Below are 22862 nucleotides of genomic sequence, written 5' to 3'. Positions count from 1 at the left end.
CCGGGTCAGGCGCGCGGTGCGCGACGGGCGGGCTCGTCGCCCGCCGGGGTCCCGTCGGCCGGCTCCAGCGGGGCCGCGGGCCGCACGTCGTAGGCGTCGTCCTCGAGCGCCGAGGCCTCGTCGTCGTCGAGGCCGCCGAGCGCGTTGCGCCGGTCGCGGCGCCGGTCGACGACGAGCGCGACGCCCACCGCGACGAGGTAGAGCCCGAGCATGGGTCCGGCGAGGGTGAACATCACGACGATGTCGGGCGTGGGGCTGGCGATGGCCGCGAAGACGAACGACAGCACGATGGCGTAGCGCCAGGCCCGCAGCATCGTGCGTCCTCGGACCAGGCCGGCGAGGTTGAGCGCGACCATGACGACGGGCAGCAGGAACGCGACCCCGAAGAAGAGCGCGACCCGCGTCACGAACCCGACGTACAGGCTGAAGTCGAAGAGGCTGCCGACCTCCTCGGGGTTGAGGCTCGTGAGGAAGATGAAGGCGTTGGGCAGCACGAACCACGCGAGCGCGACGCCGGCGAGGAAGAGCGGGACGGCCGCGGACAGGAAGCCGATGGAGTACCACCGCTCCTTGCGCGTGAGCCCGGGCGTGATGAAGGCCCACAGCTGGAACAGCCAGATCGGGCTCGAGCCCACGAGCCCGATCCACAGCGACAGCTTGACCCGCATGTCGAACGACTCGGTCGGTGAGCCGAACCGGAGCTCGATGTCCATGTCGTTGACGACGCCGGCGGCGACGATGGGACGCACGAGCTCGTCGATGACCGGGTCGTACACGACCCAGCCGACGACGCCCATGACGAGCACCGCCACCCCGGAGACGAGCATCCGGTTGCGCAGCTCCACGAGGTGCGCGCGCAACGGCATGCGGCCCTCGGGGTTGCGGGCACGGCGGAGCACGTGGGACCTCCGTCAGCTCGGGTGCGGGCCGGTGGGGCTCAGGCGTCCCGACGGGCCGGGTCGTCGGCGGGGCTGGTGCGCGGGGCGTGGTCCTCGTGGACCACGCGGCCCTCGAGCGCCTCGGGCGACGTGCCGGTGGTGCGGGAGTCCGAGCCCTCCGGGCGGGCGTCGTCGTCCCGCTTCATCTCCTTGACCTCGGACTTGAAGATGCGCATCGAGCGCCCCAGCGAGCGGGCGGCGTCCGGCAGGCGCTTGGCCCCGAAGAGCACGACGACCAGCAGGACGATGACCAGCAGCAGGAGCGGGTTGTCGAACAGGTTGCGGAACATGACGTCCTCCGGTGTGGGGTGCCGCCCACTCTACGTCCCGGGCGGTGGGTCCGGGGCACCCGCGCGGGCGGCCTGCTCCGCGCGCGTGACGGCCTCGTCCACCTCGCGCAGGAGCCGTCCGCCCTTGCGGACGACCTCGCGGCCGAGCAGGAAGAGGTACCCGCCGCCGAGCAGCGCGACCACCGCGCAGACGACGACCCAGACCATGCCGTCACGGTAGCGCGACGGCGCCCGTCACAAGGTGGCGGAGTCGCCCGTCGTCCGGCGGGGCGTGCCCTGCGCGACGGCGGCGAGCAGGTCGGCGCCCTCCAGCCACAGGCAGAAGTCGAGGAGGTCGTCGTGGGACAGCGCGGGGCCGTCGTGGTCCTCGAGCACCTCCGCGGGGATCACCCAGCGCTCGGGGACGACCCCGCCGCTGCTGAGCAGCGCCACCACGTCGGTCCCCGCGTGCTTGCGCACCTCGTCGCCGCAGCCGGAGCACGAGAAGCTGTAGAAGCTCCGGGTCTCGACCGAGCACACGACCAGCCGGACCTGGCGCGGGGTGAGCTCCACGTCACCGCACGACGGGCACGACGCCTTGATGACCGTCATCTTCACCCTCCTCACCGGGTTGACGCCGGCACTGTCGGCCGGTGTCCGGGAGCCCCTCGGCTCCGCGTGATGACGTGTTCGGCACGGCGGTGGCCGGACTTGACACTCCCGGGCGTGTCGCGCACGCCCCGTCCTCACCTCGCCCGAACGGGTGCACCCGGTCCGGGGGTCGGCTCCCCGGCCCGCCCGGTGGCCGGCTCCCCGGCCGGCCCGGCGGTGGACCGCTCGACCGCGGCCCCTGCGGCGACGGCGACCGCCTCGCGCACCCCGGCGGGGGCGAGCACCTCGGCGGCGCCGGCGAGGCGGAGCACGAGCCGCACGACGCGGGCGGTGTCGCCGACGCGGAGCCGGACGTCGGTCACGGCGGCGTCGGCCTCGCCGTCGTGGTGGACGACGGCCTCGACCGGGTACTGCTCGGCCACCCAGCCGGCGCCGCGGTCCAGCCGCAGGTCGACGACCTCGTCGGCCCCGCTGCTGCGCCAGGCCGTCGTCGGGGCGGGGTGGGCCGGGGCGGCGGGGTGCGGCGCGACCGGCACGTCGAGGACGGTGGCGGCGACGACGCGGTCGAGCCGGAAGGTGCGCACGTCCTGCGCGCGGTGGCACCACGCCTGCAGGTACGCCCGCCCGGAGTCGAGGACGACGCGGACCGGGTCGACCTCGCGGTCGCCGAGCTCGTCGCGCCCGGCCGACAGGTAGCGCAGCCGGAGCCGGCGGCCCTCGCGCAGCGCCCGGGCCACGGTCTCGGCGTGCTCGGGCGGGCCCCACGCCGGCTCGAGCACCTCCAGCAGCGGCTCGGCACCGCCCGTCAGCCGCTCGAGGGTCCGGGTGGCCGACAGCACCGCCTCGCGGTCGTGCGCGCCGGGCACCTGGGCGAGCAGCCGCAGGCCGAGCTGCAGGACGACCGCCTCCTCACCCGTCAGGCGGAGGGGGCGGCTGATCGCGTCGGCGTTGCCGATGCGCACGACGCCGCCCTCCCAGTCGGCCTCGATGAGGTCGTCCGGCAGGTGCCCGGGCGTGCCGCACACGAACAGCAGCTGCAGGTCCCGGACCACCTGCGCCTCCGACACGTCGAAGTGGTCGGCGAGCTCGGCGAGGCCGACGCCGTCGCGGCGCAGCACGAACGGCACCATGGCGAGCAGCCGTGACAGCCGGTCGGTCGCGCCGGGGGTGAAGGTCGCGGCCGCCTCGGGCTCGTGGGCCGCCTCCGCCGCCGCTGCGAGCCCCGCCGCCGCGGCCTCCCCGCCGGGTCCGGGCGGACCGCTGTGGCGGTCGCGCACGGCCCGCCACGCCGCGAGGACGGCCGCGCGCAGCGGTCCCGGCGACACGACCTCGACGTCGGCCCCGCACGCGGCGACGGCCTCCACGAGCCACTCCGGCACGGGCGGTGCGGCGCCAGGGGCGCTCGGCGGGGCGGACCACGGCACGCAGAGCAGGCCGTCCTCGTCGCCCTGGCCGGTCCCGGGGCCCGCGGTGGCCCCCGGCGGCCGGGGGTGCCCGCGGCGGGCGGCCGCGCGCTCCGCGATCGCCCGCAGCAGACCGGCGCGCCCGGGGGCGACCCGCAGCAGCGCCTCGTGGCGGACCTGGTCCCCCGGCGCCCGCTCGGGTGCGAGCACGCGCTGCGCCTCGGCGACCGCGGCCGCGACCTCCTCGGGACGGGGCGCGGGACGCGGCCGCGGCGCCCGGGCCGTCCGCACCTCCCCCTCGACGCGTCCGAGCCGGAACACGCGCGGCGCGTCGCGGTCGTGGTCGTGCGCCACGAGGTACCACGTGCCGCCGCGCAGCAGCAGCCGCCACGGGTCGACGGTGCGCACGGCGCTCTCGCCGTCGGGGCGGCGGTAGCGGAACCGCACGGTGCGGTGCGCGCGCAGTGCGGCGTGCAGCGGGTCGAAGGCCGGGTCGACGGCGCGGACCCCGGCGTCGACGACCCCGGCGGCGGCCCGGACGGCCTCGTGCTCCTCGCGGGCGCCGGCGTCCTCGGCCCCGAGCGCGCGCAGCTTGGTGAGGGCGCGGGTCGCGGGCGCGGCGAGCGCGGCCTGCTGCCACGCCCGGCCCGCGAGCGAGAGCACCGCCACCTCGGCGGCGGTGAAGGTGACGGGCGGCAGCTCGTAGGCGCCCGCGTCGATCCGGTACGCGTCGTCGGCGTCGACGAGCACGTCGCTGCGGACCGTCACGACGGGGACGCCGATCTCGCGGAGGTCCTCCTTGTCCCGCTCGAACATGCGCTCGAAGGCGCTGTCGGACGGGCTGTCGGCGTACTGCGGGACGGCGCGGCGGATCTCCTCGCGCCTGAGCCCCCGCCGCGTCGCGCGCAGCGCGATGACGAGGTTGAGCAACCGCTCGGTCCGTCGTGCCGACACCGCCGCCTCCTGCCCCGCCCTCGCCGCGCGCCGTAGGCTAGCGCAGCGCGCGGCGACGGGGCCGGGACGGCCGGCGCGGCCGGGCCGTCAGCTCGACGGCGCGGCGGACGGCTCCGTGGGCGCCGACGGCTCCTCGGCCGGCGGCGTCGCCGCGAGCACGTCGATGACGAAGACGAGGTCCGCGTCCGGCGGGATGGTCGGCGGGTTGCCGTCGGCGCCGTAGCCGAGCTCCGGCGGGACCTGCAGCACGACCCGGCTGCCGACCGGCAGCCCCGGGATCGCCTCACGCCACGCGGGGATGAGCCCGGCCAGCGGGAACGTCGCCGGCGCGTCACGGTCCCACGAGGAGTCGAAGACGGTGCCGTCGGAGGCGAGCAGGCCCTCGTAGTGGATCGTGACGGTCGCGCCCTCGGGCACGGGCTCGCCGTCGCCCTCGATGAGCGTGGTGGTGACGAGCTCGGCGGGCGGCTCGACGCCGGAGACGTCGACCTCGGTGACGTCGCCCTCGTCGTCGGTCTGCACGACCGGCACGCCGTCGGGCGCCTCCTGCGCGGTCCCCTCGGCCCGGGCCGCGACGGTGCCCAGCAGGTCCATGACGAAGACGAGCGTCTGCGCCCCGGGCGCCCCCTCGGCCGCCTCGGGCGGCGGCGGCACCACGGCGACGACGCGGGACTCCAGCGGCGCACCGACGAGCGCCTCGATCAGGCCGGGGGTGGCCTGGCCGTCGGAGAGCGCGAGCGTGATCGGCTGGGAGTCGCGGCTGGTCTCCAGCTGCTCACCGGTCTCGCCGCTGTACACCCAGTAGTCGAGGTTGACGACGTCGGCCTCGGCGAGCTCCTCGCCGTCGCCCTCGTCGACGACGGCGCTCGCGGCCTCCGCGTCCTCCAGGGGCGCCTCGAACTCGACGGTCGGGTCGGCGCCGTACTCGCCGCTGACGTTCACGCCGCCGACCTCGGCGCTCGCGCCGTCGCCGTCGCCGTCGCCCTGACCGCACGCCGCGGTGCCGACGAGGGCGAGGCTGGCGGCGGCCGCCGCGATCGAGAGGCCGGCGCGCCGGCGGGGCGTGGGAGAGGGCACCGGGTGCCGGGTCGCAGTCATCGCGGGTGAGCCTATGTCCTGTTCCTGGGTGCTCCCTGGACGGGGCCCTGTCACATCCCGGCGATGAGACGGTCGACGCGCTCGTCGACGCTGCGGAAGGGGTCCTTGCACAGCACGGTGCGCTGCGCCTGGTCGTTGAGCTTGAGGTGGACCCAGTCGACGGTGAAGTCGCGGTGCCGGTCCTGCGCGGCACGCACGAAGTCGCCGCGCAGCCGTGCCCGCGTGGTCTGCGGCGGCACCACGGTGGCCTCGAACACCTCGAGGTCGCGGGTCACGCGCTCGACGAGGCCACGGCGCGCGAGCAGGTAGTACAGCCCGCGCGAGCGGTTGATGTCGTGGTACGCGAGGTCGAGCCGGGCCACGCGAGGGGAGTCCAGCGGCAGGTCGTGCTTGTCCATGTACCGCTGCAGCAGCCGCCACTTGACGACCCAGTCGATCTCCCGCTCCACCAGCGACAGGTCGTCGGTCTCCACCGCGCGCAGCGCGCGCTCCCACAGCCCGAGCACCTGCTTGAACGTCCCCTCGGACGTACCGGTGCTCGACGCCGTCCCGCCGGCCTCGACGAAGGCCTTCGCCCGCTGCAGGTACTCGGTCTGGATGTCGAGCGCGGAGGCCGTGCGCCCGCTCGCGAGCCGGACGGGCCGGCGGCCGGTGAGGTCGTGGCTGATCTCGCGGATGGCCCGGATCGGGTTCTCCAGGGTGAGGTCCCGCACGGGGTGGCCCGCCTCGACCATGCGCAGGACGAGGTCGGCGGCGCCCACCTTGAGCAGCGTCGTCGTCTCCGACATCGAGGAGTCCCCGACGATGACGTGCAGGCGGCGGTAGTGCTCGGCGTCGGCGTGCGGCTCGTCGCGCGTGTTGATGATCGGGCGGCTCCGGGTGGTGGCGCTGGAGACGCCCTCCCAGATGTGGTCGGCGCGCTGCGACAGCGAGTACACGGCGCCGCGCGGGGTCTGCGTCACCTTGCCGGCGCCCGCGACCAGCTGCCGGGACACTAGGAACGGGATGAGCGTGTCCGACAGGCGCGAGAACTCCCCGTGCCGGCTCACGAGGTAGTTCTCGTGGCAGCCGTAGGAGTTGCCCGCGGAGTCGGTGTTGTTCTTGAAGAGGTAGACCTCGCCGCTGACGCCCTCCTCGCGCAGGCGCTGCTCGGCGTCGGAGGCCAGCCCCTCGAGGATTCGCTCCCCGGCCCGGTCGTGGACGACGAGCTGTCGGACGTCGTCGCACTCCGCGGTGGCGTACTCCGGGTGCGAGCCGACGTCGAGGTACAGCCGCGAGCCGTTGCGCAGGAACACGTTGCTCGAGCGCCCCCACGACACCACCTTGCGGAACAGGTAGCGGGCGACCTCGTCCGGGCTCAGGCGCCGCGTGCCCTCGAAGGCGCACGTGACCCCGAACTCCGTCTCGAGCCCGAGGATGCGCCGGTCCATGACCCGACGGTACGCCCCGCCTCAGGCGCCGGACAGGGCGACGCGCACCTCGTCCACCGACGGGCGGCGGAACGCCCGCCGGACCCGGCCCCGCTGCAGGACGGCGACCTCGAGGGAGTCGGCCGGCACCTCGCGGGCGGCACCGTCCGGTCCGGTGGCCTGCTGCAGCGCCGCTACGGCGAGCCGCAGGGCGCCGGCCGTGTCGAGGTCCGCCGACCAGTGCTCCTGCAGGTGGGCGGTCACCTGCTCCGCGCCCGCGCCCATCGCGACGAAGCCGTGCTCCTCCGACACCGAGCCGTCGTAGGTGAGCCGGTACAGCTGGTCCGTGGCGGGCTCCGCGCCGACCTCGGCCACGGTGATCTCCACCTCGTACGGCTTCGACTCCTGCGTGAACACGGCCCCGAGGGTCTGCGCGTACGCGTTGGCCAGGCCGCGCGCGGTCACGTCGGCGCGGTCGTAGGAGTACCCGCGCAGGTCCGCGTAGCGCACGCCCGCGACCCGGAGGTTCTCGAACTCGTTGTACTTGCCGACGGCCGCGAAGGCGATGCGGTCGTAGATCTCGCTCACCTTGTGCAGCGCCCGCGACGGGTTCTCCCCCGCGAAGCTGATGCCGTCGGCGTGGGCGACCGCGACGACCGCGCGCCCGCGGGCGACGCCCTTGCGCGCGAAGTCCGCCCGGTCCTTCATGAGCTGCTCGGGCGAGACGTAGAACGGCTGGCTCACAGCGGGGACCCCCCGACCTCGGGCTCGGCGCCGCCTGCGGTGGCACCCAGCCGGCGGCTGCCGACGAGACGCTCCACGAGCTGCTCGAGCGTCGCCTCGTCGAGCTCGCGGTAGCCCTCGGCGTCCACGACGGCGACGACCGGCCAGATCCGGCGGACGACGTCCGGCCCACCCGTCGCCGAGTCGTCGTCGGCCGCGTCGAAGAGAGCCTCCACGGCGACGCCCGCCGCGTCCTCGGTCGTGATGCCGGGACGCCACAGCTTCTTCAGCGAGCCGCGGGCGAAGTACGACCCCGAGCCGATCGAGTGGTGCTCGGACTCCGTGTAGCGCCCGCCCGTCGCGTCGAAGCTGAAGATGCGCCCGCGGGCGGTGGCGAGGTCCCAGCCGGCGAAGAGCGGCACGGCCGCGAGGCCCTGCAGCGCCATGCCGAGGTTGCCGCGCACCATGGACGCGAGCCGGGTGGCCTTCCCCTCGAGGCTCAGGCTCGTGCCCTCGAGCTTCTCGAAGTGCTCGAGCTCCACCTGGAACAGCCGGATGAGCTCCAGCCCGATGCCGGCCGCCCCGGCGATGCCGATCGCGGAGTGGGAGTCCGCGGCGTGGACCTTGACGATGTCGCGGCTGGCGATGACGTTGCCGGCCGTCGCGCGGCGGTCCCCGGCCATGACGACGCCGTCGGCGCACGACAGCGCGACGATGGTCGTCGCGTGCGCGGTCGGCGCGGGCGTCACGGGCGTGCCCGGCGGCGGGGCCAGCGAGCGCAGCGCGTCGGGCGCGTGGCGGCCGAGGAACTCGGTGAACGACGACGTGTCGGACGCGAGGAAGGCGGCCGGGAGCCGGCCGGGCACGTCCGCTCCGGGGTGGGCGGTCACTGACCACCCTTCTGCACGAAGCCGCGGACGAACTCCTCGGAGTTGGTCTCGAGCACGTCGTCGATCTCGTCGAGCAGGGAGTCGACGTCGGAGGTGGCGGGCGCCTCGGTGGTGCTCGTCGGGACCTCGACCTCGTCGACCTCCTGCTCGCCGCTGCGTCGCTGCTGGCGCTGCTGCTCCTGACCGGCCACGTGCGTCACCTCCCACATCCGTCGGTGCCCCGGGCGCCGTCACGCCGGTGCGGGCCCAGCCTACGGTGCGGCCCCGACACGGGTCGCGGTGACGGGCGACGCGCGCGCCGGTGCGCACCGCCCGCCACACGCACGCAACTCCCGCCGCACGCACGCAACTCCCGCCGCACGCACGCAACTCCCGCCGCACGCACGCAGCTCCCGCCATGATCCTTGCCGGGCGTGCGGGTTCAGGGGTCCTCGTCGCGATTCCCGTCATGATCCCTGCGGCGTGCGCGGGTGACGGCGTCCTGCCCGCGGCGTCCCGTCATGATCCTCGCCGCGTGCGTGGCTGCGCGGCGCGCCGGTACGGCCTCCCTCGCCTCAGGTGCCGACGCGGGTGAGGGCCTCGACGAGGTCGCGCGCGGTGGGGCTCGCGTCGAGCAGCGCGCCGACGTGCTCGCGCGTGCCGCGCAGCGGCTCCGGCGTGGGCACGCGCTGCAGCGCGCCCCGACCGGGCACGTCGAAGATGACGGAGTCCCAGCTCGCGGCGGCCACGGCCGAGCCGTAACGGGCCAGGCACTGCCCGCGGAACCACGCCCGCGTGTCCTCCGGCGCGCCGTCGACGGCGGCGGCCACCTCGTCGTCGCCGACGAGACGGTCGACGGCGCCGCGCGCGACGAGGCGGTGGTACAGCCCCCGCTCCGGCCGGACGTCGGACCACTGCAGGTCGATCGCCGCGAGCCGAGGCGCGCCCCAGTCCAGGCCCTCGCGGGCGGCGAAGCCGTCGAGCAGGCGGAGCTTGGCGACCCACTCCACGTCGCGGTGACAGGACGCGACGTCGCGGCCGAGACGGGTGAGCACGTCCTCCCACCGCCGCAGCACGTCCTCGGTCTCGGCGACCGCGACCGGGTCGGGGCCGCCGCCGCGCTCGGCGACGTGACGTCGCGCGGCCTCGAGGTAACGCCACTGGACCTCGAGGGCCGTCACGCTCTCCCCCGTCTGGAGCCGGACCGTCGTGCGCAGCGTCGGGTCGTGGCTGATGTCGTGCAGCGCCCGCACCGGCGCGGCCAGCGCGAGCCCGGCCGGCAGCGTCCCGGCCTCGACCATGTCGAGCACGAGGGCGGTGCTGCCGAGCTTGAGGTACGTCGCGGTCTCGAGCAGGTTGGCGTCGCCGAGGATGACGTGGAGGCGGCGGTACCGGTCGGCGCTCGCGTGGGGCTCGTCGCGCGTGTTGACGATGGGCCGCTTGAGCGTCGTCTCCAGGCCCACCTCCACCTCGATGAAGTCCGCCCGCTGCGACACCTGGAACCCCGGCACGCTGCCGTCGGGCCCGATGCTCACCCGTCCCGCACCGGTCACGACCTGACGGGTGACGAAGAAGGGCGTGAGGCCGGCGACGAGGTCGGCGAACGGCGTGGCCCGCGCGACGAGGTAGTTCTCGTGGCAGCCGTACGACGCACCCTTGGAGTCGGTGTTGTTCTTGTACAGGCGCACCTCACCGAGCCCGGGCGTCGCACCGACGCGCTCGGCTGCCTCCGCCATGACCCGTTCCCCCGCCTTGTCCCACACGACCGCCGCCCGCGGGCCCGTCACCTCCGGCGAGGAGTACTCCGGGTGCGCGTGGTCGACGTACAGCCGTGCACCGTTGGTGAGGACGACGTTGGCCGTCGCCGGGTCCTCGAGGTCGGGGGCGGCCCCGCCCTCGGCCGCGCTCACGTCGGTGAGCTGGCTGGGGTGCGCGGCCGCGCGCGGCACGTCGTGACCGCGGGCGTCGCGCAGCGGGGCCTCGTCCTCGTAGTCCCAGCGCGCGCGTCCGACGCGGCTGCCGGGCCGCTGGGCGAAGGCGTTGACGACCTGGCTCGACAGGATCATCGGGTTCTGGTCGGGCCGACCCGGTGCGAGGACGCCGTACTCGGTCTCGATCCCCATCACCCGGCGCGTCGTCACGTGGGCAGGCTACGTGCCGGCCAGGCGGGCCACCCCAGCGAGGCCCGCCGCGGCAGCCGCGAGTGCAGCGCCTCGCCCGGCTCGACCAGGCCGCCGCTCGAGCCCGTCGCCGCTCCGCTGGAGAACCACCGCGACCGTCCCAGGACGCCGTGGGGCCGGACATCCTCCGCGTACGCCCCAACGGCGTCCTGCAGCATCCCCTCCAGGGCGTCGCCAACCTCCGCGAGGTCCTCGTCGCACGCGTCGCACGTGCACACCACGGGGCTGGCAGCCCGGTCCCCGAACCACCCGTGGCGGACCTGCACGTCCCACTGCCCCAGCAGCGCGACGGTGGCGGGCAGGCACCGAGGGTCGGCCGGCAACAGCCACCACGCGGCGACGAGGTCGTCGGCGGGGCGGGCGCGGCCGTCCGTCCCGCGCACCCAGTACGCGCGCAGGGGCACCCGGAGCACGTCGTGGGTGCGGCAGACCTCGGCCACGAGCCGCCGCGCGACATCGTGCAGCCCGTCGTACACGGCGTCGAGGTCGCGTGTGACCCGGCTGTACGCCTCGGGCGGTGGCCCGTCGGCGCCCCACCGGTCCCCCACGACCGCACGCTAACCGTCAGCGCCGGTCGCCGCCCCCGAACATGCCGCCCGCGGCGGCGCCCCCCAGGCGGTCGGGGCGCGGGTCGAGCATCTGCTCCCGCTCGCACCGGGCGCAGGCGGTGTACGGCGCCACACCCGGCTTCCTCACGACCTTCCAGCGGTGCAGACCGACCCAGCACAGACCTCGACGAGCGGCCACGGCAGGCTCCTTCGAACGCGCCGCTGCGCCGCACCCCGTCGTGGGCGCAGCCGAGCCCCTCGATCGCCCTCCGGGGCGCGGGATCGGGTCAAGGGCCGCCCGTGGACACCTCTGCGCGCGACACGCGGGCGTGTCGTCGCGGACACGTCCGCCGGCGGCGCGTGACACCTACAGGTACTGCCCCGTGTTCTGCACCGTGTCGATCGACCGCCCCGGCTCGGTGCCCTGCTTGGACTGGATGAGCGTGCGGATGAACACGATCCGCTCGCCCTTCTTGCCCGAGATGCGCGCCCAGTCGTCGGGGTTGGTCGTGTTGGGCAGGTCCTCGTTCTCCTTGAACTCGTCGACGACGGCCGCGAGCAGGTGGTCCATCCGGATGCCCTTCTGACCGGTGGTCAGCAGGTCCTTGATGGCCATCTTCTTCGCCCGGTCGACGATGTTCTGGATCATGGCGCCGGAGTTGAAGTCCTTGAAGTACAGGACCTCCTTGTCGCCGTTGGCGTACGTCACCTCGAGGAACTGGTTCTCCTCGGTCTCGGCGTACATCCGCTCGACGATGCGCTGGATCATGTCGTCGACGCACGCCTCGGCGTTGCCGCCGTGCGCGCCCAGGTCGTCGGCGTGCAGGGGCAGGCCGGCGAGCAGGTACTTGCTGAAGACGTCCTTCGCGCCCTCGGCGTCCGGGCGCTCAATCTTGATCTTCACGTCGAGGCGGCCCGGCCGCAGGATCGCCGGGTCGATCATGTCCTCGCGGTTGGACGCGCCGATCACGATGACGTTCTCCAGCAGCTCCACGCCGTCGATCTCGCTGAGCAGCTGCGGCACGATCGTGTTCTCGACGTCGCTGGAGACCCCGGAGCCGCGGGTGCGGAACAGCGAGTCCATCTCGTCGAAGAACACGACGACCGGCGTGCCCTCGCTCGCCTTCTCCCGCGCGCGCTGGAACACGAGCCGGATGTGGCGCTCGGTCTCGCCGACGTACTTGTTGAGCAGCTCCGGGCCCTTGATGTTGAGGAAGTAGCTGCGGGCGGCGTTGCCGTCCTCGCCGCGCGTGCGCGCGACCTGCTTGGCGAGGCCGTTGGCGACGGCCTTGGCGATGAGCGTCTTGCCGCAGCCGGGCGGGCCGTACAGCAGCACGCCCTTGGGCGCCTTGAGACCGTGCTCGGCGAAGAGGTCCGGGTGCAGGAAGGGCAGCTCGACGGCGTCGCGGATGGTCTCGATCTGGGATCCGAGGCCGCCGATGTCCGAGTAGTCGATGTCCGGCACCTCCTCCAGCACGAGGTCCTCGACCTCGGCCTTCGGCACGCGCTCGTAGGCGAAGCCGGTCCGGGTGTCGACGGTGAGGGAGTCGCCGATGCGCAGCGGCGCGTCCAGCAGCGGGCCGGCGAGGCGCACGACGCGCTCCTCGTCGGCGTGCGCGGTGACGAGCGCGCGGTCCGGCGGCAGCAGCTCCTTGACGGTGACGAGCTCGCCGACCCGCTCGAAGCCGGTGACACCGACGATGTTCATCGCCTCGTTGAGCACGACCTCGCGCCCGGGCAGCAGCTCCTCCGCGGCCACCGCCGGGGTGACGGCCACGCGGAGCTTGCGCCCGCCCGCGGTGATGTCCGCGCTGCCGTCCTCGCTCAGGCCCACGAGCGTGCCGTAGGAGGCGGGCGGCTGCGCGAGCCGGTCGACCTCCGCGCGCAGCGAGACGATCTGGTCCCGGGCGTCCCGCAGGGTCTCGGCGAGCCGCTCGTTCTGCATCGAGACCCGGGAGAGCTCGGCCCGCGCCCGGACGACCTCGTCCTGCAGGTGCTCCGCGCGGCTGCGCCCGGGGCGCTCCGCCTGTCCGTCGTGCTGGTCCACCGTCGGCCCTCCGATCTCCTGAGGTGCCTCCTCACGGTAACCCTCCGCCGGTGCGCGCGTCCCGGCACGGGGGGTCCTGCGCGCCGTGTCGTCGCTCACGCGAGCGACGGCGCCGACGCGCATGGCCGTCAGCCGCTCCCGCGGCCCCAGCCCGGGTCGTCCTCGGTGAACTGCGACGGGGCGGGCCGGCGGCGGCGGCGCGGCGCCTGCACGCCGTCGGCCATCCGCCGCGTGGTGAGCAGGAATCCGGTGTGCCCGACCATGCGGTGCTGCGGCCGGACCGCGAGCCCCTCGAGGTGCCAACCGCGCACCATCGACTCCCACGCGCCCGGCTCCGTCCAGCAGCCCGCCTCCTTGGCCGCCTCGGCGGTCCGGGACAGCTGCGTCGCGGTCGCGACGTAGACGACGAGGACGCCGCCGGGCTCCAGCGCCCGGGCGACCGCGGGCAGGCACTCCCACGGCGCGAGCATGTCGAGGACGCAGCGGTCGACCCGGACGGGCTCCCCGGCCTGCTCGGCTGCCTCGAGCGTCTCGACGAGGTCGCCCACCTGCAGCCGCCAGGCGGGGTGCGGGCCGCCGAAGAACTGCTCGACGTTGCCGCGGGCGATGTCGGCGAAGTCCTGCCGCCGCTCGACGGAGTGCACGAGCCCGTCGTCACCGACGGCGCGCAGCAGGCTCATGGTGAGGGCGCCGGAGCCGACCCCCGCCTCGAGCACGCGCGCGCCGGGGTGCACGTCGCCCATGTGGACGATCTGCCCGGCGTCCTTCGGGTAGACGACCGCGGCACCGCGCGGCATCGACAGCACGTAGTCGCTGAGCAGCGGCCGCTGCGCGAGGTACTCCAGGTCCGCCGTGCTCCGCACGACCGTCCCCTCCGGCCGGCCGAGCAGGTCGTCGTGCGCGATGGCGCCACGGTGCGTGTGGAAGACCTTCCCGGGGGCGAGGGTGATGGTGTGCAGCTTGCCCTTGGGGTCGGTGAGCTGGACGCGGTCGCCCTCGCGCAGCGGTCCGCGCCGCCCGCCCTCCCTCACGCCAGGCCCATCGCGTCGGCGAAGTCGTCCGGGAGCACGCGCGCGGTGGGCCGGCCGGTGTCGTCGACGAGGACCACGCCGGCCCCGCCGGAACGGGCGAGCGCCTCGACGGCCGCGACCGGGCCGAGTCGCGCGGGGACGACGGCGGTCGGCGGCAGCCGGACCCCGAGGGCGCTGGCGGGCGTGGTGTCCCGCTGGTCGGTCGGCACGTCGGCGACGCTACCGCCGTCGAGCAGGGCCACCGGACGGCCCTCGTCGTCGACCAGCACGACCGCGGTCGCGGGCGAGGCGGCGAGGAGGCTCTCGAGCCGGGCGACGCTCGCGCGCGCGGGCACCGCGACGGCCGGCCGCGACACGGCCGCGAGGTCCACGCGCGCCGCCCGGCGCCGGAAGCGCGCCACGCGCAGCGAGCCGCTCGCGCCCTGCCAGAGGAACAGCCCGACGAGCAGGACCCACACGACGTCGACGGTGCCGGGCAGGCGCCCGGCGAGCAGGGGCCGCCCGAGCAGCCACACGACGAGCCCGACGGCGGCGAGCCGGCCGACCCACGCCGCGACGACCGTGCCCGTGTCCTGCTGGCCGGTCAGCCGCCACACGAGCGCCTCGAGCACGCGGCCCCCGTCCAGCGGGAGGCCCGGCACGAGGTTGAGCACACCGAGCACGAGGTTGACGACCGCGGAGGCGGCGAGGAGGAAGCCGACGACGGCCTCCGGGCTCCCCGCCGTCGGACCGTCCACCAGGGCGCCTGCGGCGAGGGCGAGCCCCCCGAGCACGACGTTGACCAGCGGGCCGACGACGGACACCAGCGCGCTCTCGCCGGGGGTGCGCGGGCGGCCGAGCGAGGTGTGCCCGCCCCACAGGTCGACGACGACCTCCGCCACGTGCAGACCACGGGCGCGCGCCGCGACCGCGTGCGCCGCCTCGTGCAGGAGGACGGACACGGCGAGGAGCACCGCGAGCACCGCCGCGACGCCGAACCCGCCCGTGCTGCCGAGCCCGGTCGAGCGGGACGCGAGCGGACCGAAGAAGAAGGTGACGAGCGCGGCCACGACGAGCCACGACGGGGACAGCAGCACCGGGACGCCCGCGACGGTCGCGATCCTCAGGCGGCGCCGGCGGGACGTCCTCGCGGGCGCGTCGCTCACCGTCGAAGCGTACGGGTGCGTCGCTGCGGCGGTTGTGTCCGTCCCCCGACCTAGCGTGTGGCGCGTGACGGTCAGCGAGCACGACAGCCCCCCGGCAGGCGCCGCGCCGTCGCCGGGGGCACCGGCGGACCGCCTCGGGGCGCTGTCGCCGTCGCGGGCGGGCGACTTCAAGCAGTGCCCGCTGCTGTTCCGCTTCCGCACGGTCGACCGCCTGCCGCAGCAGCCGTCCGGGCCCGCGCTGCGTGGCACGGTCGTGCACCGCGCCCTCGAGCTGCTCTTCGAGGTGCCGGCCCCGCGCCGGACCCCCGACCACGCCCGGTCGCTGCTCGCGCCCGCGCTCGACGAGCTGGCGGCCGAGGACCCGGCGGTCGCGGCGCTCGTCGGCGAGGGCGACGCCCGCACGGCGTGGCTCGCGGAGGCCGGCCGCCTCGTCGACCGCTGGTTCGAGCTGGAGGACCCCCGCCGCCTGGAGCCCGCGGCGCGCGAGCTGTACGTCGAGCACCGGGTCGCCGACGACCTCGTGCTGCGGGGCGTCGTCGACCGGGTCGACGTCGCGCCGGACGGCCGGGTGCGCGTCGTCGACTACAAGACGGGGCGTGCGCCCGGCGAGGCGTTCGAGCAGCGGGCCCTGTTCCAGATGAAGTTCTACGCGCTGCTGCTGTGGCGGACCCGCGGCCGGGTGCCCACCCGGGTGCAGCTGGTGTACGTGGGCGGGCAGGGCGAGACGCTGCCGCTGGACGTGGACGAGCACATGCTGGAGGCGTTCGAGCGGACGCTGCTCGTGCTGTGGCGGGCGATCCGGACGGCCGCGGAGACCGGCGACTGGCAGGCGAGGCCCGGCCGCGTGTGCAGCTGGTGCGACCACCGCGACCTCTGCCCGGCGTGGGGTGGCACCCCTCCCCCGCTGCCGGCCGACGCGGCGGACCGGGTCCTGCGACTGGTGCCGGTCGAGCGCGACCCCGACGCCGGCACGGGCGGACCTCAGGGTGCTCCCTGGGGTGCACCGGGGGCAGATCCGGGGGCGAACCCGATGGACCCGCACCCGGGGTGAGGTGCTTCGCTGGTCGCACGCAGGCCCCTGCCGTGCCCACCCCTGACGAGACGGACGAGCCGTGAGCGACAGCACCCGCACGAGCACCTCCCCCGCCCCCACCGACAGCGACGCCCCCACCGACGCCACCGGCAGCGCGTCCGGCGACGCGCCCGCCCACGCTGCCGACGGGCCCGCCGACGCCGGCGACACCGACCCCGCGGCGGAGGGGCACGGCCGTCACGCGGCCACGCCGGTCGCCTCCGCGCGGGCCCTCACCAAGGTCTACGGCACCGGGGAGGCGGCGGTGCGTGCCCTCGACGGCGTAGACATCGACTTCACCCGCGGCGAGTTCACGGCGATCATGGGCCCGTCGGGGTCCGGCAAGTCGACGCTCATGCACTGCATGGCCGCGCTCGACACCCCCACGTCCGGGCAGGTCGTGGTCGACGGCGTCGACGTCTCGACCCTCAAGGACAAGGCCCTCACGCGGCTGCGGCGCGACCGGATCGGCTTCGTCTTCCAGTCGTTCAACCTCGTGCCGACCCTCACCGCGGCGGAGAACATCACCCTCCCGCTCGACATCGCGGGGCGGAAGGTCGACCGCGAGTGGCACGACACGGTCGTCGGCATCCTCGGGCTCGGTCCGCGCCTGCGCCACCGCCCCAACGAGCTGTCCGGCGGGCAGCAGCAGCGGGTGGCGGCGGCCCGCGCCCTCGTGGGCCGGCCGGCGATCGTCTTCGCCGACGAGCCGACCGGCAACCTCGACTCCCGCAGCTCCGCGGAGGTCCTCGGCTTCCTGCGGCGCAGCGTCGACGACTTCGGGCAGTCGATCGTCATGGTCACGCACGACCCGTCGGCGGCCGGCTACGCCGACCGCGTCGTGTTCCTCGCCGACGGCGAGGTCGTCGACGAGATGCGCCGTCCGACCGCCGAGCGGGTCCTCGACCGCATGAAGACGCTCGGGGACCTCTGATGCTGCGGGTGACCCTCGCCAACGTGCGCGGGCACGTCGTCCGACTGCTCCTCACCTGCCTCGCCGTCACCCTCGGCACGGCGTTCGTCGCGGGCTCCTTCGTGCTCACCGACTCCATCGACGAGACGTTCTCCGCGATCTTCGCCACGTCCGACAGCACCGACGCGGTCGTCCGCCTGGCCGACGCGGGCCCGAGCGGGCCCGCCGCGGCCACCGCGGAGGGCGCGGGCGGCAGCGCCGGGGCGCAGGCCGACCCGGAGGCCTCCGACGGTGGGCTGCTCGGCCTCGACGTCGCCCTCGTCGACGACATCGAGGCCCTCGACGGCGTCGAGCGCGCCATCCCGTCCCTCACCGGCACCGCCGTGCTGCAGGGCGCCGACGGGACCGCCGTGCGCAGCGGGGGCGCCCCCTCGCTCGGCTTCGCCTACGACCCCGACGACCCCTCGGTGCGCCTGCTCGACGGCCGGGGCGCGCAGGCGCCCGACGAGGTCGTCGTCGAGACGGCGACGCTCGCGCAGTCCGGGCTCGCGGTCGGCGACGAGACGGTCGTCGTGGTGAACGGCACGCCGCTCGACGTCACGGTCGTCGGCGAGGCCACGAACGACACCCCGACCGCGGGCGCCACGATCGTGCTGCTGGAGGAGGAGCTCGCGCGCGAGCAGTTCGCGCCGACCGGCCTGGTCCCCAGCATCACCGTGACGGCCACCGACGGCCTCACGCAGGAGGAGGTGGTGGACCGCGTCGCGCCGCTCGTGCCCGAGGGGGCGGAGGTCGTCACCGGTCAGCAGTCCGCCGACGAGACGCAGGAGGCCCTCGCCACCGCGCTCGGCTTCGTCACGACCTTCCTGCTCGTCTTCGCGGGGGTCGCACTGTTCGTCGGCGCCTTCATCATCTTCAACACCTTCTCGATGCTCGTCGCGCAGCGGACGCGCGAGCTCGCGCTGCTGCGCGCCATCGGCGCCTCCCGGGGGCAGGTCGTCCGCTCGGTGCTCGGCGAGTCCGTCGTGGTCGGCCTCGTCGGCTCCCTCGCCGGCCTCGGCATCGGCATCGGGCTCGCGGCCGCGCTGCAGCGGCTCATCGGGGCGCTGTTCGGCCTGGAGCTCGCCGGCCTGCCCGTCGGCGTGCGCACCGTGGTCGCCACGCTCGTCGTCGGGGTGGTCGTGACCGCGCTCGCGGCCGTGCTGCCCGCGCGGCGGGCCTCGCGCACGGCCCCCGTGGCCGCCATGCGCGACGAGCAGGCGCTGCCGAAGTCGCAGGTGCGGCTGCGTGCGGCTCTCGGGCTCGGCCTCGCCGCGCTCGGCGCCGTCGCGGTCGGTCTCGTCCTCGGCGACGTCGTCACCGAGCAGCCGCTCGCCGTGCTCGGCGCCGGGGTCGCCGCGGTCTTCCTCGGGGTCGCGATCGCCAGCCCGGCCGTGTCCAAGCCCGTCGTGTGGCTCGTCACGGCCCCGGTGGCCGGCGGCGCTGTCGGCCGGCTCGCGCAGCGCAACGGCCTGCGCAACCCGCGTCGCACCGCCGCGACCGCCAGCGCGCTCATGATCGGCCTCGCGCTCGTCGGGGCGGTGTCCGTGCTCGCGACCTCCGCGTCGGCGAGCGTCGCCGACATCGTCGACGACGAGTTCACGGGCGACCTCGTCGTCAGCGACGGCGGCCAGCCCTCGATCCCGCTCACCGTCGCCGACGAGGTCCGCGCCGTCGACGGGGTCGAGGCGGTCCTCGAGCTGCCCTTCACGCCCGCGACGCTCGACGGCGACGACGGCACGGTCATGGCCGTCGACCCCGGCACGCTGCCGGGGCTCGTGGAGCTCACGGCCGTCGAGGGCGACCTCGGGGTGCTCGGGGACGGCGTGTGGCTCAGCGAGTCCGAGGCCGAGGACCTCGGCGCGGGGGCGGGCGACACCGTCGCCGTGCAGGTCGCCAACGGCGAGGCCGTGGACCGCGAGGTGCTCGCCGTCTACGAGGACTCCCAGCTCGTCGCGACCGGCGCGATCGTGTCGCAGGAGGTCTACGACGCCGGCACGGAGGGCCTGCAGAGCGCGGGCGGCGGGGCGGGCGGCGTGCAGTACGTCCTCGTCGACGTCGCCGACGACGCGGACCCCGCCGCGGTCGACGACGCCGTCACCGAGGTGGCGGCCGGCTTCCTCACCCTGTCGGTGCTGGACGCGGAGGAGTTCACCTCGCAGCAGACGGCGCAGATCAACACGGTCCTCGGCCTGCTGTACGCGCTGCTCGGGCTGTCCCTCGTCATCGCGACGCTCGGGGTCGTCAACACCCTCGCCCTGTCGGTCGTGGAGCGGACCCGCGAGATCGGGCTGCTCCGGGCGATCGGCCTGACCCGCGTCCAGCTGCGGCGGACGGTGACGATCGAGTCGGTCGCCACGACCGTCTTCGGCGCCCTGCTCGGCATCGTGCTCGGCCTCGCGTTCGGGGTCGCGCTGCAGCGGGCGATCGCCGACGACGGCCTCGAGGTGCTCGCCGTCCCGTGGCTGACGGTCGTCGTCGTGCTCGTCGGCTCCGCGGTCGTCGGGGTCGTCGCCGCCGTGCTGCCCGCGTGGCGCGCGACCCGCATCGACGTCCTGCGGGCGATCACGACCGACTGAGCGCGCCTGCCGACGCCTGCCGGCCCGTCGGGCCGGCAGGTGCGGGCAGGCGCCGGCAGGGTCAGCCGGTGTTGCGCAGACCCGCCGCGATGCCGTTGATGGTGAGCAGGAGGGCCCGCTGCAGCTCCGGCGGCGCCTCCTGGCCCTCCGGGATCGCGCGCAGCCGGGCGAGCAGCGACACCTGCAGGGCGTGCAGCGGCGCGAGGTAGGCGTCGCGCAGCTGCAGCGTCTGCCGCAGCAGGGGCGAGGACTCCAGCAGCTCGCTCTGCCCCGTCACCCACAGCACCTGCTCGACGGTGCGGGCGTGCTCGGCGCGGATCCGCTCGAACAGCCCGGCCGCCTCCTCGGGCACGAGGGTCCGCACGTAGCGGGCGGCGATGTCGAGGTCGGTCTTCGCCAGCGTCATCTGCACGTTCGACAGGAACGTGCGGAAGAAGCTCCACGAGCCGTACATCTCGCGCAGGGCGTCCTCGCGGCCCGCCTCGCGGGCGGCGGCCAGGCCGCTGCCGACGCCGAACCAGCCGGGCAGGATGATGCGTGACTGGGTCCAGCCAAACACCCACGGGATGGCGCGCAGGTCGTCGAGGCCGCCCGCGCCGCCCGGGCGCTTGGCGGGGCGGGAGCCGATGTTCATCTTGCCGAGCTCGTCGACCGGCGTGGCGGTGACGAAGAAGTCGACGAGCGCGTCGTCGCGCACGAGCCCGCGGTAGGTCTGCTGGCCGGCCGCGGCGACGACGTCCATGGTCGCGTCCCACGCCTGCAGCACCTCGGCCGGCTGCCGGCTGCGCCGGTGGAGCACCGAGGCCTCGACGACCGCCGCGAGGGCGCTCTCGAGGTTCCAGCGCCCCAGGCCGGGGAGGATGTACTTGTCGGAGATCACCTCGCCCTGCTCGGTGATCTTGATGGGGCCGTCGAGGCTGCCGGACGGCTGGGCGAGGATCGCCTCGGCCGTGGGGCCGCCGCCGCGCCCCACCGACCCGCCGCGGCCGTGGAACAGCCGCAGCCGCACGCCGTGGCGCGCGGCCACGTCACGCAGCGAGCGCTGCGCGCGCTGGATCTGCCACTGCGAGGCGGCGATGCCGGCGTCCTTGGAGGAGTCGGAGTAGCCGAGCATGATCTCCTGCAGGTCGCCGCGCGCGGCGACGAGGCGCCGGTACGACGGGTCCGACAGCAGGTTGTCGAGCAGCGGGCCGGCGATCTCCAGCTCCGCAACGGTCTCGAACAGCGGCGCGAACCCTATCCGCGCGACCGCGGGGCGGTCGGGCCCGCCGAGGTCGACGAGGCCCGCCTCGCGCGCGAGCACGACGACCGCGAAGAGGTCGTCGATGTCGTGGGTCATCGACACGATGTACGTCTCGACGACGTCCGGGCCGTAGGTGTCCAGCGCCGTCCGCAGCGTGAGCATGAGGTCGAGGGAGGCCGCGGCGGGCCCGTCGGCGGGGATGCTGCTTCGCCCGGTGAGCGGGCGCCGCCCGGCCATCTCGCGCGACAGCAGCGCGATGCGCTCGGGCCGCTCGAGGTCGGAGTAGGGCGTGTCGAGCTCGTCGAGGCGGCCGTACAGCTCCGCCAGCGCGGCGTGGTGCTTGCCGCTGTGCTCGCGCACGTCGAGGGTCGCGAGCCCCATGCCCATCGCGGTGGCGGTGCGCACGAGCCGCAGGATGGCGCCGTCACCGGTGAGCAGGTCCCCGCCGGCCAGCATGGAGTCGCGGACCAGGACGAGGTCGCGCAGCAGCTCGCCGAAGGACTGGTAGTCGCGTCCCGGCTCGTGCGGGGCACCGGTCTCCAGCCGCTCCCGGGTCCGCTGCAGGCGCACCCGCACGAAGCTGAGCTTGAGCCGGTACGGCTCCTCGGCGTTGAGCCGGCGCAGCTGGGAGAACGTGATGGGCAGGGCCTCGCCGTCGGCCTCGAGCGAGGCGAGCAGCTCGGGGCTCGCCTGCACGACTCGCGTCGACGACGACATCTCGGTGAGCGCGTCCTCCACCTGGCGGGTGAGCTCGCGCAGGCCGGCCTCGTGCTGCAGCGCGAGCACCTCGAGGGTGACCGCGGGGGTGACGTTCGGGTTGCCGTCGCGGTCACCGCCGGCCCACGTGCCGAAGCGCAGGGGGCGCGCGTCGGCGGGCAGCACGACGTCGAGAGCGCCGAGGCGGCGGTCGAGCTCCTCCAGCAGCTGCGGCAGCACGTCGGAGGCGAGCGACTGCAGGTAGTACATGGCGGTGCGCGCCTCGTCGACCGGCACGGGCCGCGCGATGCGCAGCTCGTCGGTCTGCCACAGCAGGTCGACGAGCTCGGCGAGGCGCCGGTCCTGCCGGTCGGCCTCGGCGGACGTGCGGCGGGGGTCCTCGGCCTCGTCGACGACCGCGGCGATCCGCTGCAGCAGGCGCAGCACGGTGCGGCGGCTCGCCTCGGTGGGGTGGGCGGTGAAGACGGGCCGGTACTCGACCCGGCCGACGACGTCGCGGACGAAGTCGCGCTCGACCGTTCCGGCCTCGAGCGCCTCGCGGATGCGCTCGGCGGTCGCCTGCAGCGGGCCGACCTCGTCGGTCGTCACCTCGCGCCAGCGGTGCAGCTGCTCGGTGACGTTGACCAGCTGGAAGTACCCGGTGAACGCCCGCGCGAGGACGACGGCGGTCTCGTCGTCGACGCCGCCGAGGAGCTCGTGCAGCGCCCCGTCGTCGGGCTCGCGCGCGAGGCCGCGGACCCGCTCGACGAGCGCGAGCAGGTCCGCACCCTCGTGGCGGGTCAGCGCCTCGCCCAGCAGGGTGGCGAGCTGGCGCACCGACGCGCGCAGCGCGGCGTGCTGGGCGTCGGAGGCCACGCCCGCGGCGAACCGCGCGACGTCGTCCTGCCGCTCGTCGCCCTCGGGTGCCGTGCGGGTGGTCGCGGTGTCCTCGGCCGAGTGCATGGGCCCCATGCTCCCAAGCCACCCCGCGGACCACGCGCCGGGCTGTCCACCACTCGGGCAGCCGACGCCCGCTAGCCCCCGGGAGCCCGTCCGCCCGCCGATGCTGTCGCGGTGTCGGGGCGCCCGGCTAC

At 75.2% G+C, this 22862-nt stretch carries 20 protein-coding genes; 3 read left to right on the top strand and 17 right to left on the bottom strand.

The genetic code is table 11. The features are described 5' to 3' along the window. Positions 1–5: 5 nt before the first annotated feature. The 16 genes from tatC to WAA21_RS02795 form a co-directional block, all read right to left on the bottom strand. Positions 6–899, bottom strand: a complete 894-nt coding sequence (gene tatC / locus WAA21_RS02870; protein ID WP_336921228.1) for a twin-arginine translocase subunit TatC — start codon at positions 897–899, stop codon at positions 6–8. A 38-nt stretch (positions 900–937) separates the two neighbouring features. After that, positions 938–1228, bottom strand: coding sequence for a Sec-independent protein translocase subunit TatA (tatA, locus tag WAA21_RS02865; protein ID WP_336921227.1), 291 nt, complete (start codon positions 1226–1228; stop codon positions 938–940). 30 nt (positions 1229–1258) lie between these two features. Then, the gene (locus tag WAA21_RS02860; RefSeq protein ID WP_336921226.1) at positions 1259–1435 is read right to left on the bottom strand and encodes a hypothetical protein; all 177 of its coding nucleotides are present in this window, start codon (positions 1433–1435) and stop codon (positions 1259–1261) included. Between the two features lie 27 nt (positions 1436–1462). Continuing rightward, a complete protein-coding gene (locus WAA21_RS02855) occupies positions 1463–1819 on the bottom strand; it encodes a hypothetical protein (protein WP_336921225.1) in 357 nt (118 codons plus the stop codon). A 134-nt stretch (positions 1820–1953) separates the two neighbouring features. Next, positions 1954–4176, bottom strand: a complete 2223-nt coding sequence (locus tag WAA21_RS02850; protein ID WP_336921224.1) for a WYL domain-containing protein — start codon at positions 4174–4176, stop codon at positions 1954–1956. Between the two features lie 87 nt (positions 4177–4263). After that, the gene (locus WAA21_RS02845; RefSeq protein WP_336921223.1) at positions 4264–5274 is read right to left on the bottom strand and encodes an FKBP-type peptidyl-prolyl cis-trans isomerase; all 1011 of its coding nucleotides are present in this window, start codon (positions 5272–5274) and stop codon (positions 4264–4266) included. Positions 5275–5324: 50 nt separating this feature from the next. Then, a complete protein-coding gene (gene pafA, locus WAA21_RS02840) occupies positions 5325–6704 on the bottom strand; it encodes a Pup--protein ligase (RefSeq protein WP_336921222.1) in 1380 nt (459 codons plus the stop codon). A 21-nt stretch (positions 6705–6725) separates the two neighbouring features. Next, the gene (prcA, locus tag WAA21_RS02835; protein ID WP_336921221.1) at positions 6726–7427 is read right to left on the bottom strand and encodes a proteasome subunit alpha; all 702 of its coding nucleotides are present in this window, start codon (positions 7425–7427) and stop codon (positions 6726–6728) included. After that, entirely contained in the window at positions 7424–8296 is an 873-nt protein-coding gene (prcB, locus tag WAA21_RS02830) for a proteasome subunit beta (RefSeq protein WP_336921220.1), read from the bottom strand. The genes prcA and prcB overlap by 4 nt, the downstream gene beginning before the upstream one ends. Next, positions 8293–8487 (bottom strand): ubiquitin-like protein Pup, encoded by a 195-nt coding sequence (locus WAA21_RS02825; RefSeq protein WP_336921219.1) that lies wholly within the window; start codon positions 8485–8487, stop codon positions 8293–8295. Before WAA21_RS02825 ends, prcB begins: the two co-directional genes overlap by 4 nt. A 363-nt stretch (positions 8488–8850) precedes the next feature. Beyond that, complete coding sequence (gene dop / locus WAA21_RS02820; protein WP_336921218.1) at positions 8851–10416, bottom strand: depupylase/deamidase Dop; 1566 nt, start codon at positions 10414–10416, stop codon at positions 8851–8853. Then, positions 10413–11003, bottom strand: coding sequence for a DUF6226 family protein (locus tag WAA21_RS02815; RefSeq protein WP_336921217.1), 591 nt, complete (start codon positions 11001–11003; stop codon positions 10413–10415). The genes dop and WAA21_RS02815 overlap by 4 nt, the downstream gene beginning before the upstream one ends. A gap of 16 nt (positions 11004–11019) precedes the next feature. After that, positions 11020–11202 (bottom strand): hypothetical protein, encoded by a 183-nt coding sequence (locus WAA21_RS02810; protein ID WP_336921216.1) that lies wholly within the window; start codon positions 11200–11202, stop codon positions 11020–11022. A 168-nt stretch (positions 11203–11370) separates the two neighbouring features. Beyond that, positions 11371–13173: a proteasome ATPase gene (gene arc / locus WAA21_RS02805; protein WP_442893216.1), complete on the bottom strand. Its 1803-nt coding sequence runs from the start codon at positions 13171–13173 to the stop codon at positions 11371–11373. A 5-nt stretch (positions 13174–13178) separates the two neighbouring features. Continuing rightward, positions 13179–14081 (bottom strand): tRNA (adenine-N1)-methyltransferase, encoded by a 903-nt coding sequence (locus tag WAA21_RS02800; RefSeq protein ID WP_336921215.1) that lies wholly within the window; start codon positions 14079–14081, stop codon positions 13179–13181. Beyond that, a complete protein-coding gene (locus tag WAA21_RS02795) occupies positions 14078–15226 on the bottom strand; it encodes a site-2 protease family protein (protein WP_336921214.1) in 1149 nt (382 codons plus the stop codon). The genes WAA21_RS02800 and WAA21_RS02795 overlap by 4 nt, the downstream gene beginning before the upstream one ends. A gap of 64 nt (positions 15227–15290) precedes the next feature. On the opposite strand from WAA21_RS02795, the gene WAA21_RS02790 reads away from it, so the two are divergent. The 3 genes from WAA21_RS02790 to WAA21_RS02780 all read left to right on the top strand — a co-directional run bounded on the left by WAA21_RS02790 (position 15291) and on the right by WAA21_RS02780 (position 19829). Continuing rightward, on the top strand, positions 15291–16277 hold the full coding sequence (locus WAA21_RS02790; protein WP_336921213.1) for a RecB family exonuclease: 987 nt from the start codon (positions 15291–15293) through the stop codon (positions 16275–16277). 61 nt (positions 16278–16338) lie between these two features. Further along, on the top strand, positions 16339–17232 hold the full coding sequence (locus WAA21_RS02785) for an ABC transporter ATP-binding protein (protein WP_336921212.1): 894 nt from the start codon (positions 16339–16341) through the stop codon (positions 17230–17232). Between the two features lie 8 nt (positions 17233–17240). Next, on the top strand, positions 17241–19829 hold the full coding sequence (locus WAA21_RS02780) for an ABC transporter permease (RefSeq protein WP_336921211.1): 2589 nt from the start codon (positions 17241–17243) through the stop codon (positions 19827–19829). Positions 19830–19890: 61 nt separating this feature from the next. Here WAA21_RS02780 and ppc read toward each other — a convergent pair whose 3' ends face one another. Continuing rightward, positions 19891–22731 (bottom strand): phosphoenolpyruvate carboxylase, encoded by a 2841-nt coding sequence (gene ppc, locus WAA21_RS02775; RefSeq protein WP_336921210.1) that lies wholly within the window; start codon positions 22729–22731, stop codon positions 19891–19893. Positions 22732–22862: the final 131 nt, after the last annotated feature.

The organism is Aquipuribacter sp. SD81, assembly GCF_037153975.1.
Classification (GTDB): domain Bacteria; phylum Actinomycetota; class Actinomycetes; order Actinomycetales; family JBBAYJ01; genus Aquipuribacter.
Note: the sequence above shows the minus strand (reverse complement) of the source record. Positions and strands in the feature narration are given on the sequence as shown.

Coding starts and splice junctions, on each gene's coding strand:
- WAA21_RS02860 (WP_336921226.1), bottom strand. CDS start 1,435: ATGGTCTGGGTCGTCGTCTGCGCGGTGGTCGCGCTGCTCGGCGGCGGG.
- tatA (WP_336921227.1), bottom strand. CDS start 1,228: ATGTTCCGCAACCTGTTCGACAACCCGCTCCTGCTGCTGGTCATCGTC.
- ppc (WP_336921210.1), bottom strand. CDS start 22,731: ATGCACTCGGCCGAGGACACCGCGACCACCCGCACGGCACCCGAGGGC.
- WAA21_RS02845 (WP_336921223.1), bottom strand. CDS start 5,274: ATGACTGCGACCCGGCACCCGGTGCCCTCTCCCACGCCCCGCCGGCGC.
- WAA21_RS02855 (WP_336921225.1), bottom strand. CDS start 1,819: ATGACGGTCATCAAGGCGTCGTGCCCGTCGTGCGGTGACGTGGAGCTC.
- arc (WP_442893216.1), bottom strand. CDS start 13,173: ATGCGCGTCGGCGCCGTCGCTCGCGTGAGCGACGACACGGCGCGCAGG.
- pafA (WP_336921222.1), bottom strand. CDS start 6,704: ATGGACCGGCGCATCCTCGGGCTCGAGACGGAGTTCGGGGTCACGTGC.